The 12,795-nt window shown below is 45.0% G+C and carries 13 protein-coding genes and 2 pseudogenes; 8 read left to right on the top strand and 7 right to left on the bottom strand.

What is annotated here, in order from left to right; genetic code table 11:
• Positions 1-545 precede the first annotated feature (545 nt).
• From NC994_RS14295 to NC994_RS14285, 3 genes and pseudogenes are all read left to right on the top strand, one after another.
• Positions 546-749, top strand: a complete 204-nt coding sequence (locus NC994_RS14295; protein WP_190435753.1) for a hypothetical protein — start codon at positions 546-548, stop codon at positions 747-749.
• A 77-nt stretch (positions 750-826) separates the two neighbouring features.
• Positions 827-922: pseudogene (locus NC994_RS14290) on the top strand (P-loop NTPase family protein); the annotation flags it as partial.
• A 255-nt stretch (positions 923-1,177) separates the two neighbouring features.
• The gene (locus tag NC994_RS14285) at positions 1,178-1,474 is read left to right on the top strand and encodes a hypothetical protein (RefSeq protein ID WP_190435749.1); all 297 of its coding nucleotides are present in this window, start codon (positions 1,178-1,180) and stop codon (positions 1,472-1,474) included.
• 168 nt (positions 1,475-1,642) lie between these two features.
• Here NC994_RS14285 and NC994_RS14280 read toward each other — a convergent pair.
• The 3 genes and pseudogenes from NC994_RS14280 to bchB all read right to left on the bottom strand — a co-directional run.
• Positions 1,643-1,774 (bottom strand): annotated as a pseudogene (locus NC994_RS14280) (DUF4351 domain-containing protein); the annotation flags it as partial.
• Between the two features lie 227 nt (positions 1,775-2,001).
• Positions 2,002-2,613 carry a hypothetical protein gene (locus NC994_RS14275; protein ID WP_190435747.1) on the bottom strand — a complete coding sequence of 204 codons (612 nt, stop codon included), beginning with the start codon at positions 2,611-2,613 and terminating at the stop codon, positions 2,002-2,004.
• Positions 2,614-2,868: 255 nt separating this feature from the next.
• On the bottom strand, positions 2,869-4,458 hold the full coding sequence (gene bchB / locus NC994_RS14270) for a ferredoxin:protochlorophyllide reductase (ATP-dependent) subunit B (protein WP_190435744.1): 1,590 nt from the start codon (positions 4,456-4,458) through the stop codon (positions 2,869-2,871).
• Between the two features lie 645 nt (positions 4,459-5,103).
• Between bchB and NC994_RS14265 the strand changes: the two genes are divergently transcribed.
• On the top strand, positions 5,104-5,265 hold the full coding sequence (locus NC994_RS14265) for a hypothetical protein (RefSeq protein ID WP_190435741.1): 162 nt from the start codon (positions 5,104-5,106) through the stop codon (positions 5,263-5,265).
• Positions 5,266-5,412: 147 nt separating this feature from the next.
• On the opposite strand, the gene rph is transcribed toward NC994_RS14265, so the two are convergent.
• The 3 genes from rph to NC994_RS14250 form a co-directional block, all read right to left on the bottom strand.
• A complete protein-coding gene (gene rph / locus NC994_RS14260; RefSeq protein ID WP_277879690.1) occupies positions 5,413-6,141 on the bottom strand; it encodes a ribonuclease PH in 729 nt (242 codons plus the stop codon).
• A gap of 148 nt (positions 6,142-6,289) precedes the next feature.
• Positions 6,290-7,186 carry a 16S rRNA (cytosine(1402)-N(4))-methyltransferase RsmH gene (gene rsmH / locus NC994_RS14255; protein WP_190435739.1) on the bottom strand — a complete coding sequence of 299 codons (897 nt, stop codon included), beginning with the start codon at positions 7,184-7,186 and terminating at the stop codon, positions 6,290-6,292.
• A gap of 436 nt (positions 7,187-7,622) precedes the next feature.
• The gene (locus NC994_RS14250; protein ID WP_190435737.1) at positions 7,623-8,285 is read right to left on the bottom strand and encodes a DJ-1/PfpI family protein; all 663 of its coding nucleotides are present in this window, start codon (positions 8,283-8,285) and stop codon (positions 7,623-7,625) included.
• Positions 8,286-8,399: 114 nt separating this feature from the next.
• Here NC994_RS14250 and NC994_RS14245 point away from each other — a divergent pair, with 114 nt between their 5' ends.
• From NC994_RS14245 to NC994_RS14230, 4 genes are all read left to right on the top strand, one after another.
• Positions 8,400-9,173: a LuxR C-terminal-related transcriptional regulator gene (locus tag NC994_RS14245; RefSeq protein ID WP_190435735.1), complete on the top strand. Its 774-nt coding sequence runs from the start codon at positions 8,400-8,402 to the stop codon at positions 9,171-9,173.
• Positions 9,174-9,435: 262 nt separating this feature from the next.
• Positions 9,436-10,620, top strand: a complete 1,185-nt coding sequence (locus NC994_RS14240) for an NAD(P)H-quinone oxidoreductase subunit H (RefSeq protein ID WP_190413521.1) — start codon at positions 9,436-9,438, stop codon at positions 10,618-10,620.
• Between the two features lie 201 nt (positions 10,621-10,821).
• Positions 10,822-11,262 (top strand): cyanase, encoded by a 441-nt coding sequence (gene cynS, locus NC994_RS14235; RefSeq protein WP_190435733.1) that lies wholly within the window; start codon positions 10,822-10,824, stop codon positions 11,260-11,262.
• A gap of 122 nt (positions 11,263-11,384) precedes the next feature.
• Positions 11,385-11,564, top strand: a complete 180-nt coding sequence (locus NC994_RS14230; protein WP_190413517.1) for a PCP reductase family protein — start codon at positions 11,385-11,387, stop codon at positions 11,562-11,564.
• Between the two features lie 207 nt (positions 11,565-11,771).
• On the opposite strand, the gene NC994_RS14225 is transcribed toward NC994_RS14230, so the two are convergent.
• Positions 11,772-12,416, bottom strand: coding sequence for a hypothetical protein (locus NC994_RS14225; protein ID WP_190435731.1), 645 nt, complete (start codon positions 12,414-12,416; stop codon positions 11,772-11,774).
• Between the last annotated feature and the right edge of the window lie 379 nt (positions 12,417-12,795).

Raw genomic sequence — 12,795 nt, 5'->3', positions numbered from 1 at the left:
GATCACTTTCTGACGAAAGTCGTAACTGTAAGGTTTAGGCACGGCAGAGCAAACGGTAACAAGTCACAATTACACCTTCATTCTACGTCCTAACCATCTTGGCGGTTGCTATAACTTAACCTCTCTTAAATTCTAAGTATTTAAAGTACCTTCTTGTGGAAACCTACCTAATTTATGAGTAACCACAATTTTATAATTATAAAATTTTATATTTAAATACAATTTAATACATAAATAATCAAAAAATAAAAATAGAACTATAGAGTTAGTTTTTGTTAAAAACTATTTTTGTTAATAGAAAAATTTACTTAACATAAAATTATTTTTAAAGAAATCTAAACTTCTAAAAGATAGTTTTTTATAAATATAAAAAGCCAATACTAGCTTTAAATTGTTTCAAATTTCAAATACTATCATCCGAGATTCTACGATAACTTAACTTCAAGGTTAGTGAGTAAGAATGCAGTTGCGATCGAGCATCTCCTTGCTCTAGTTGCAAACCGATACAAAAGCCTAGGAGTGCAGTTAATAAAAGTAACGATGTAATGCGATCGCGTTTTGCTGGAGAGAATGCGATCGCTCCTCCTCATCCAAAGCCAACACAAAAATCTATACATGAAGAGCAAGGGAGCGCTCTATTTTCTTTACAGCTCACCCTACTCGCTGAAGAAACTGGTGCAAGTAGTCTTTCCTATTTCTGCATGAATTGGTTTGACGATGAATTTTGGGTTGATGATTCCAGAAGATAAAATGCTGGCATTTTTATAAGGAGCTGTATGGATTTTGGGAATTTTTTAGCAAGTGAGCGGCTAGCAATGCTTTCTGCGTAAGGGATATTATTCTAGGAGGGCTAGAAATGCCCCAAGCGCTTCTGGATGTCACCGACCAAATTACTGAAATACGTCGTAGTCACCGACCGTAGGGAATGCACTCACTTCACGCTATCCTAGTATTCCGGTTGGGATTACTTGTGAACCTGTGATTAAGAACGATATCTGGATTACTGCAATGGCTCAAAAAGGTATATTTTCTCCTTTTTATCCAAAAGTGGAGAGACTTTACAAATGGTTTAAGAGCTTAAAGTAGCATTTCAAAGCGCACTTGATCGCACAACAGAAAATCCCCTAGGTCTACAAACGAGCTAGGGGAAGTTAATTGAAAAACATCGGATCTAATTATGACTCATAATCAGCAAAATCGGGCTTTCTTCCAGCCTTCATCCTCGTTTGCCCAAAAATTGGGATATGACTTCGCTACTCAAAAGAAACTGAGTAATGTAGAACAAGAGCAGAGTATTCTTATGTCTTCCAATTCAACTGATTCCCCTAAACCGCCAGAATCAGGAGGTTTAATCCCCACATTGACTTATGGAGGAGTTGCAGTAGCTGTGATTATTGCGATGGCTTACTTCTCCCAAATCCAGCTAAAGTCAATTACTGAACTGCTTAAAACAGTGAACAAAAAAACTAAATAACTTGTTTGTTTCTATTCACAAAAAAAATCAGCAGCCAGTTTATAGGGCTGACTGCTGAATTCTAATATTTACTAAGCCCTAATATATGCGCCTACGGGTTCCTTGGTGGCTTACACGAGCGCTAGGGTGATTTCAGTGAAACGCGATAGCTTTCAAAGTCCAAAATGATTATGCTTGATGCTGTGCTAGCCAGGTTGCTAGATCCGTTTCCTTAGAAAAGTCTAATAAAGCCTCGCTTAATTCATCGAGAGCGGTTGCAAATAAACTGTTGAATATTGATTGTAAATCGGGAGCGATCGCTCCCGATTTTTGAGACTAGCAGCCAGCTTTTAGGGCTGGCTGCTAAATGTTAGTTAATGACTAACTGCTGAATTACGCGCCGACAGCTTCTTTCGCGGCATACATCACTTCTAGGGTGATGAAGTTGAAACCGCGATCGCGTACAAATTTCTCGGTGTTGCTGTAATATTTTTATATTGTTTTTACTCTAGTTAGTATAAAATTTTTAAAATTTAAACAAACATCACCTAATCCTCCAATAAACTTATTCCAAAGTGCTTACTCACCTTTATACATAAATAAGTAATTATGCAAGAAAATAAAATATTGATTAGGAGTTCTCTGGTTGCTCCATAGGGTAATGATTTTAAGTAACTAATACTCTGTGATAAGTCATTGGTTACATATACCAATAAAGGAAACAAAAGAAACACTCCGCTTAGAATTAATACCCATAAAGATATTTTAAAAATAATTTTTAACCAATATACAGCAACATCCTCTGCAATTTTATTTAAGAGTTTCACTTGCAAGCGTCTTCCTTTTGCGCTCCTCAGTTTTTTTTTATTAAGAAGCTTCCATGTCCGTACACAAAAAGTAATTATGCGTGGAATTATTAGAATAGCTAATATTGTTAATCCTTCTCTAGTTGTGACAAAAAATTGTACAAAATCTTGCAACACTTTCCAATAGCTGGAACGACATCCGTTGCTAGGGTTAAGCAATGACCATTTTGAACAACTATTTATTTCAAAAAACACTAGTAATAAAAGTATTGTTATTACCGCCCCAGAAAGCATTGCCATGACACCAACAGACAAAGAATAAGAAATTCTTGCAAGTGTTTTGAAAAAACTCATTGCTTCCAGAGGTATATTCAGTGAAAACGCGATCGCTCTCAAACTCCAAAACGTTTATGCTTGATGCTGTGATAGCCAAGTCGCTAGCTCCGCTTCACTAGAAAAGTCTCATAAAGTCTCTCTTAATTTATCGAGAGCAGTTGCAGATAAGCTGTTGAATATTGATTGTAAATCGGGGGCGATCGCTCCCGATTTTTGAGACTAGCAGCCAGCTTTTAGAGCTGACTGCTAAATGGTTAATGACTAACTGCTGAATTATGCACCGACTGCTTCTTTAGCTGCATACATCACTTCTAAAGTGATGACGTTAAAACCGCGATCGCGTGCAAATTTCTCAGTGTTGCGCTTCACTTTACCGCGCACAAAACCGGGAACTTTGTTCAGTTCTGCTTGCGCTTCCTTGTTCCAACCGAGGTCAGAATCAGCCGAAATCCCCTTGGTAATCACTTCCTTGGTGTCGTGTCCGCCGAAGATTTCTAACAGGTGATCTTCCATTCCCAAAGTGAAAGAATTGTAGATCAAATCTGTAATTTGATTTGTGCCTTCGTAACCGCAGAATGGCTTGTAACCAATGGGGAAATTCTGAACGTGAATCGGTGCTGCAATGACGCCGCAGGGAATATTTAGACGCTTACCGACGTGACGTTCCATTTGGGTACCGAAGATGGCAGAGGGTTCCACACGAGCGATCGCATCCCCAATTTGACCGTGGTCTTCGGTGACGATCACTTCATCGCAGTATTCGCCCACCTGCTCTTTGAACCACTCAGCGTCGTACTTGCAGTATGTTCCCGCCCAAACAACGTGAATCCCCATTTCTCTGGACAGAATTTTCGTGATGGCGGCGGCGTGAGTGCTGTCGCCAAACACCACAGCTTTCTTCCCTGTCAAGTTTTGGCAGTCAATAGAACGGGAGAACCAAGCGGCTTGAGAAACGTGCAAAGTTTGCTCGTTGATGTAGTCTTCGTAGTTAACATCTGCGCCTTGAGCGTTAAGGATTTCCTGAATTTTACGGATGCAACGTGCTGTTTCCACCACACCCATCGGCGTGATATCTACATAAGGCATCCCAAATTCTTTCTCCAGGTACTGAGCCGCCATTGGCCCGATTTCGCGGTAAGGAACCAGGTTAAACCAGGCTTTCGGCAAATTCTTGAGGTTGTGAACCGATGCGCCTTCCGGAATCACTTCGTTGACCTGAATCCCCAAGTCAGCCATCAACCGCTTCAACTCGGTGCAGTCGTGGTGATTGTGAAATCCGAGGCTGGAAATTCCCAGGATGTTAACTGAAGGCTTTTCGGTTTTGCCTTCTAATGTGCGGTTCTGGCTTCTATTGCTCCTCCACTCATCCAAAATGTTATCAGTTTTGCCTTCGGGTAAATCGCCTTTTTTCCGGGCTTTCTCGATGTAAAGCTGGACAATTTGCCGCAGGGTAATGTCGGCTGCTTGCAGTTCATTGACGCGGTAGTGGTTCACGTCCGCCAGCATCACGTCTGACTTGGTTTCTATGGAAGCGCGTTCCACAAAGTTTTCCAGGTCTTCTTGGAGAATGCTGCTGGTACAGGTAGGAGTTAAAACAATTAGGTCTGGATGTTCCTCAACGTCTTTGCGGGTGATATTGTCCACCACCTTTTCTTGGGAACCACGCGCCAAAACGTTCCGGTCAACGGAACTGATGGTAACTGGGGTGAAGTTGCGATCGCGCTCTAGCATCGAGCGCATGACGTTAAAGTAGTCATCGCCAATTGGCGCGTGCATAATGGCGTGGACGTTCTTAAAGGAACTGGAGACCCGCAGAGTACCAATGTGCGCGGGACCTGCATACATCCAGTAAGCCAATTTCATAGAGTTCTCCCTTCGTGCTGATGACTATCTATCTATCTGGAATGAGCTGAAACAGTTGATTTCAAAGGCTAATTGTCTCAGATTGTCTCAAACATCCACCAACCCCGATCTCATGAGCGGTTAGGGTTCTGGTGAACTGGCAAAAGTGCCTGGAATGCCCTTCATCTATATAATCCAGGCTGGTATAAGAGCGATCGCACTCTCGTCGATCTGCAACGATTCTTAATTTTTAGCGATATTCCTTTATTTAAGGGGTCGAAGAAGCCAATGCCTCGGGCTGTGCCTCTAGCCCATAGAAACCCATGTAGTAGCGCATCCAGACTAAAATGCTGGGTTGATAAGATTCGCATAATCACGATTATTCAAGATTATAGCTACTGCTTTACCCAACAAATTAAGCTAGACGCGCTAGTAGGTTGAGTTGAGGAACGAAACCAGACAATATAAAGAATATAAAGCAGCATTATTTGGGTTGTTTAGCTCAACCCAAACAACAATCTTCGACACGCTCAAAATTAGTAAGCAGCAATATATTTATGCTTTCTTTAAGTAAAGACCATTATCTTCATACATTTTTTACTAGAATTTAATATCTTTGAAGTTATTCTTTGTATTAGATAACTTTACATACATGAGGAAGTAACAATGCCAGAACCTCTAACAGCAGCGGCAGTAACCGCAAGTTTTGTACATGGTGCTGCCAAGGCTGCTGGTGCAGCAGTTGCAACGGCAGTTGTAGTAGAAGCCGTTAAGGCAGTTAAGGAATCGGCTCAAGGCGGTGCTTCTGCCAAAGGAGCTACAGCTTAAAATTTCTGCAAAACCCTTAAGTTGAATAATGACTCAAACTTAAGTTCTTACAGCAGAACATACAAATATCAAAACGCGGAGTACAAACCCTTGAACTCCGCATGAATTGTCCTATCAAAATTTAGACATAAGCTAGCCTATCAGTGTTCAAGTTGTAACACTTTTTAGAGCTTCCTGTTGTGCATCTAGCAGTTCTTGAATCCCTTTTTCGGCTAAATTCAAGATTTGATTGAGCTGAGTCCGGTTAAAGGTGCCTTCCTCCGCCGTTCCTTGAACTTCAATGATGTTCAGTTGGTCGTCCATCACCACGTTGAAATCCACCTCAGCCGCCACATCTTCAACGTAGTTCAAATCTAAAACTGGCTCTCCCTGCAACAGTCCTACCGAAACTGCGGCAATTTGATGGCGAATTGGCGATCGCTCTAACTCTCCCTGCTGTATCAGCTTTTCTATCGCGTCTGCAAGTGCCACAAACCCGCCGAAAATCGATGTTGTGCGGGTTCCGGCATCCGCTTGTAAAACATCGGCATCTATCGTTATCGTGCGTTCTCCGAGTGCCTCTAAATCTAGCGCCGCCCGCAAGCTGCGCCCAATCAATCGCTGAATCTCTTGAGTGCGTCCAGACAGCTTCATAAATTCCCGTGCTTGGCGTTGGGGTGTCGCACCCGGTAGCATCCGATATTCAGCCGTTAGCCACCCTTTGCCGGTGCCTTCTAAAAACTTGGGGACACCTTTTTGAATCGTCGCACTACAGAGAACATGAGTGTCGCCGCAGCTCGTTAAAACCGAACCCGCTGCAAATCGGGTGAACATTCGTTCAAACCGAACCGGACGCAGTTGGTAAAATTGCCGACCATCAGGACGCAACCAAGACATCGCACTTGCCTCAAAATTCTTGATTAGGATACAGCAGTTACCAGTCAATTTAAGTTAATTAATCTGTTGAACTTTAACAATCTACGATGATTTATTTAGGAACGACTCACTGCTATAGCTTTCGGCTAAGGCGGCGAGTCGTTTGCTATCATTTTCGTTCTGCTATTCGCAGTTTAGCGGAGCGAGAGCGAGGATTATTTTCCAGTTCATCGTCTTGCGGTGTAATCGGTTTTTTGGTTAACACCTGCAATATCGGCGATTCTCTGAAACCATGCTTTACCAAGCGATCTTCTAAACTGTGAAAACTGATGATGCCAATCCTACCGCCTGGTTTGAGCCAGTTGGGTGCTTGATTGAGGAAAGTTTCTAGAGACTTTAACTCATCGTTGACGACAATTCGTAGCGCTTGAAATACCCGTGTGGCAGGGTGAATTCTGCCGTAGCGGTACTGACGGGGAACGCTATACGCGATCGCTTCTGCTAACTCGGTTGTTGTCTGAAACGGACGCTTTTCCACAATCGCTCTAGCAATTCGCCGCGACAGCCGCTCTTCCCCGTATTTAAAGAAAATATCTGCCAGTTCCGCTTCTTTCCAGTGATTAATGACTTCTGCGGCAGTCAGCGATTGCTGCTGATTCATTCGCATATCTAAGTCAGCTTGGTGGCGAAAACTAAAGCCTCGCTCTGGAACATCGAACTGAGCAGAACTCACGCCTAAATCCGCAATAATTCCGTCAAATATTAGACCATTCGGTTGATATTTGGTGAAATTGCCATGCCAAAATTGGATGCGTTCCCTAAAATCGTGCAATTGGGTTTTAGCCGCAGCGATCGCTTGTTCATCCTGGTCAATCGCCGTCACCCTCACATCCGATGAGGCTTCCAGCATTAAGCGGCTGTGTCCGCCACCCCCCACCGTCGCATCCAGGTAGTGTCCCCCCGGACGGATTTCCAACCCGGCAATTAACTCCCGACTCAGCACCGACACATGAAAAAATGCTGGTGCTTCCGTCTGATTCGTCAAACTCTTGTCAATTTCATCCATCAAAAAAATTCAGCGACGATAAATAGGCGCACCCTCTATTTTGCCTATAATTTTTCCGATTTTCTGGTTATACCCATGCTTATCGTTACAGGAGCAGGACATAAGCTTGAGCTGGAAGCTGGATTTCCGAGACCAGTTTATTCAGAGTGGAAATTTATCGCCGTTGCTAATTGTCGAGCGCTCTTGCCTTGCTTTCAATAGTAGCTGGTAGTGATTTTGGGCACGCTTTTGGTAAACGTTTGCCGCCTGGATTTGCCCTTGTTTGAGAAAAGCGCCAATTAACTCGCACCCTGAAAGGAGCTGGTCTGCATTGATAGCGATCGCCTTCTCAATTGAATACCTGAGTAATTAAGCTCTTGTTGAAGACGATCGAAATCGCAGAAAAACCAAGCTGTACCGCAGTCAATTTCCGAATCTGCTAGTCATGTCAAGCTGCCTATTCTACTTGTAAACCCAATGTCCCCATCGCGTATGACGTCGCCTTGTTCACTAAATCAGGCCCCGCTTTTTCGGGTGAACCAGCATCGAAGGGTGGGGCTGGATTGTACTCCATCAAGAGTTGAGCGATCTTGGCGGCTTCCTCACCACAAAGCGCTTTAGCAACCACGAGACCAAAATCAATGCCTGCTGTCACCCCTCCCCCCGTCATGCGATTTCGGTCAATGACGACTCGCTCTGTTCCGACTTCAACCCCCAACGCGGCTAGGTGTTCCCGCATCATCCAGTGAGTCGCAGCTCGGTAGCCTTGCAGCAGTCCTGCCTTCGCCAAAAACATAGACCCGCCGCACACAGAGGTAATAAACTTTGCGGTGCTTCCTTGCTGACGCAGAAATCCAAGGATCTCTGGATCGTCTATGATTGCCATCTGTTTTAAGCCGCCGCCGACACAGAGGACGTCCAAGGGCGGGCAATGCTCAAAGGTGGTATCTGGCACAATCATCATGCCGTCATCGGTTTCGATCGGGTCTAGCGTTTTCCAGATTCGATGAATCTGGACATTGGGAAGCGCACTAAAAACTTGCTGGGGTCCTACAATATCCAGTGCGGTCATGCCGGGATAGATAACCAAACCAATAATGTGCTTTTGTGAGTCCGTCATACATCAATCCTGCTAATCGGGCTTGCAATGAAATCTATCCTTATACTAGGGATGGCAAACCACTGCGCCTAGTCCTCGACCGAGTACTCTTTAAGGCATAACACCCAATCCAAGATGATTTCCTTGCAGCTTTTATTTGAAGCCATTAGTCAGGTAAAAGATGAACAAGACCTGCGATCGCAACTCGTGCCAAAAATTGGTGAGTATTTTGCCGCCAAGCGTTCGGGGATCTTTTTCTTCGACCAGCTTTTAGGCGTTGGCGCAGCCTCTCCTTTGGAGAATCGCAAGTTTCAAAAAGTGCTGAATGTTGTCTTATCTCTTGAACATAATCCTGTGGCGCGTTACCTAGCAGAGCGCCATACGCCTGTCCACGAAGGATTAGTGGCATCCCCAAAAGCCTGGGCAATCATTTGTCCTCGTCCCGATCATTGGCACGTGATGGCAGGACCCATTATCGATCGGGGTCAATTAATCGGCTCAGTGGGTTGCACCCGTGAAAAATCAATGCCTGCCTTTGATGCCCAAGATATCGCTGATTTGAGTGCCATTTGTTTACACCTATCGGTTTGGATCGCCAGCGTGCGATTCGCGCCAAGCGCAGTTAAAGACCCGATTTTGGAACCTCAGCACCAACCCTTAAAGACCCATCGCTTAACGTCTCGTGAGTTGGAAATTGCCAACTTGGTGGCGCTGGGTCGAACCAACACAGAAATCGGAACTGAACTCTGGATTACCGAGAATTCTGTCAAGCAGGCTTTGAAGCGAATGTTCCGTAAGCTTGAGGTTTCGTCTCGTACGGAAATGGTTGCACAGCTTTTTGCGACACAACACCATTTTCCAAGTGCAAAGCCATCTCCATCTAACTTGGCGCTGAACGCTCACCAGTAACCTTTGACGGCGTTGCCTAAATCATGACGATTTCAGCAACGCCGGATTCTTTAAGTTGTGCAAGTTGTGCCAAAATTCCCCTTGGTTAAATGCAGCTCGAATTCCGACGTATCCTTCGGACAAAGCTCCATATAATTAAGGAAGCGAAACAAAAATCAACACTCAGTAGTAAACAGACAGTGCCAGTCGAAGTGATTTTGGCGTGTTTACGAAATTTCAGGTGCGGCTGCCCAAATCGGCTTCAAGGAGAGATGGCTGAACTATGGCAAAGATAGAAACTAGAACAGAACCGATGGTGCTGAACATGGGTCCGCACCATCCCTCTATGCACGGAGTGCTGCGACTCATCGTTACCCTGGATGGGGAAGATGTCGTGGATTGCGAACCCGTGATCGGCTACCTGCATCGCGGCATGGAAAAAATTGCCGAAAACCGCACCAATATCATGTACGTCCCCTACGTCAGCCGGTGGGACTATGCAGCGGGAATGTTTAACGAGGCTGTCACCGTTAATGCGCCGGAAAAACTAGCCGGTATCTCAGTTCCCAAACGCGCCAGCTACATCCGCGTCATCATGCTGGAATTGAACCGTATCGCCAATCACCTGCTGTGGTTGGGACCATTTTTGGCTGATACGGGCGCTCAGACTCCCTTCTTTTATATCTTCCGCGAACGGGAGATGATTTATGACCTGTGGGAAGCCGCCACTGGTTATCGGATGGTGAATAACAACTACTTCCGTATTGGGGGAGTTGCCGTTGATTTGCCCTACGGCTGGGTTGACAAGTGCTTAGACTTTTGCGACTACTTCCTGCCGAAAGTTGACGAATACGAGCGCTTGATCACCGACAACCCCATCTTCCGCCGTCGCGTGGAAGGCGTGGGCACCATCAGCCGCGAAGAAGCGATCAACTGGGGACTTTCTGGCCCTATGTTGCGGGGTTCTGGCGTCAAGTGGGACTTGCGGAAAGTTGACCACTACGAATGTTACGACGACTTCGATTGGCAAGTGCATACGGAAACTGGCGGTGATTGTTTTGCCCGCTACTTGGTGCGGATTCGAGAGATGCGCGAATCTGTCAAGATTATTTACCAAGCTATCAAAGCACTTCCTGGAGGTCCTTACGAGAACTTGGAAGCCAAGCGTATGGCAGAAGGGCCAAAATCCGAATGGAATGGCTTTGACTACCAGTACATTGGTAAGAAAATCGCTCCCACTTTTAAGATTCCCAAGGGCGAACATTACGTCCGTGTCGAGAGTGGGAAAGGTGAGCTAGGAATCTATATTATTGGCGATGATAATGTCTTCCCTTGGCGTTGGAAGATTCGTGCAGCCGATTTCAACAACCTGCAAATCCTCCCTAGTCTTCTCAAGGGTGTAAAACTCGCTGATATTGTGGTGATTTTGGGTAGCATCGATATCATCATGGGTTCTGTAGACCGCTAAAAAAGCAAAAGGCAAAAGGCAAAATTAGGGTAGGAAATGCCTGCATAAAACGTCTGAGACTTAAAAAGTAGCAGCGGATAGGTAGCGAATGTAACTGAATCGATTGTCGGTTAAAGGAGATAGTTTAACTGTTTCCCAAACTGAGCAAATATTCATTACAGTCGTTACATTTCGTTGCTACTTTTTTGTTGAGGTTTGTTAATGACTATTCCTGAAATTACTCAAATACTTTTGGCTGCTAAAAAAGAAAAAGGGCTAAGTTTTGCCGATTTAGAAAAGGTTGTTGGACGCGACGAAGTTTGGATTGCGGCAGTGATGTATCGTCAAGCAAGTGCTTCTGAAGAAGAGGCTAGTAAGCTGCTCTTCGCCTTAGAGCTTGACCCAAATTATGCTAAAGAACTAACAGAATGGCCGGTGAAAGGATTGGGACCAATTGTTCCCACTGACCCTCTAATTTATCGGTTTTATGAAATTATGCAAGTGTATGGAATGCCGCTAAAAAGCGTTATTCACGACAAGTTTGGTGACGGAATTATGAGCGCGATTGACTTTACTTTGGATGTGGAAAAAGAAGAAGATCCCAAGGGCGATCGCGTAAAAATTATTATGTCGGGTAAGTTCCTCTCCTACAAAAAGTGGTAGCTCGTTGGTAGGGTTGGGAAAGGCGATCGCATCCTGAGAGCGATCGCCTTCTGGATGGGACTCTGGAAAGCGCGATCGCTTCCCTGTTAAACTCCTGTTTTAAGGATTTTTTGGAGAAAACTGTGGCGAACCAACCCAATGCCGTAGAGTGGACACCCGAAGCTGAAGCCAAGTTGAAAGAAATTCCCTTTTTTGTCCGTCCCGCCGCTCGGAAAAAGATCGAAAAATTTGCACAAGAAGCAGGGCAAAAAATAATAACAGTGGAAGTTTATCAGCAAGCTAAACAACAGTTTGGGCAGTAGCAGAATTCGCCCGGAAGTTTAAGGGCGATCGTATTTTCGGTTGAGAGCGCGATCGCGTTTTGTCTTAGTTTTGCCTCAAGTATCGCAGTCGTAAATGATTCGTGAAGGCGAGATCCCCGACTTCGAGAGAGAAGTCGGGGATCTGAAGAGCCGAAGCGCAACTCAAATAGGATTGCTATATCAGGCGACACACACCCAGTTGAACGTTTAAAACCCGCTATAGTTGAGCGTTGGATTGGGTGTAGTTGAAAATCCTGTGTTCGGCAAGCTGGTGGTGCCAGGAGTCGTGATTAACCCGCCAGAATTGCTTGTACTGGGAGTGATGGGATAGCTACTCGGCAAGCTGGTGGTGCCGGGAGTCGCGATCAATCCGCCAGAATTGCTTGTACTGGGAGTGATGGGATAGCTACTCGGCAAGCTGGTGGTGCCAGGAGTCGTCATTAACCCGCCAGAATTGTTTGTACTGGGAGTGGTGGGATAGCTACTCGGCAAGCTGGTGGTGCCGGGAGCCGTTATCGTCCCATCTGGCAAGGTTGTATTACCCAAGGGGGCGGGAGACTGATTTGGTTGGGTTGTAGCATCCGGCGGGGTTGTATAGACTCCGAACATCGTTGTCGGATCGGCGGTCGTTGTAGACTGTTTTGCCTTGGTCTTTTTGGGTGAAGAACGCCTAGTTGTGCCAGTCTCCTCAGAAGCAGTTTCCTTGAGAGTAGAGTTTTGATTTAGTTGGGACATGACTGGAATACTGACCAAATAACAGATTCCTAGAAATCCAGCGATGCCAACAAAACCTTTGACTAAATTCTGCCCCACCGATGACTTTTCTGATTTTGATCTTGTTCGTGGATTCATGGGTGCTTCCTAAATTGAGTAGAGTACCCGCATGGTGAACAAACCTCTCACAACCCCGTAAATATACCTATCGACTCCCCCTACACTTTAAGGAGTCTCCAAGGAGAAGTGCTATAAAATCAGGGCTATCTTTATCAATCCTTTAAATAAATCGGTTATTCTCGCCCGATCGTAAAGCTTCTATGAAGTGCCTGTGAAGCGATCGCAGCACGTAAAAAGCCGGGAAATTTATTTCCGGCTTAAAGCTAAAGTAAGCTAAAGCTTACTGGTCAGCCGTTGGTTGACTGACAAAATTCAAGAAGCAAAACTTGCAAGACTCTCCAAAACTCTCGAAACCCAATCTACACCGAAAGATTTGTCAATCAGATAGCGATCGCGC

The sequence above is a fragment of the Trichocoleus sp. AS-A1 genome (genome assembly GCF_039962015.1).
In the GTDB taxonomy this organism is placed as follows: Bacteria; Cyanobacteriota; Cyanobacteriia; order Cyanobacteriales; family FACHB-T130; genus FACHB-T130.
The sequence above is the reverse complement of the archived record's forward strand: the minus strand, read 5'-3'. Positions and strand labels throughout refer to the sequence as shown.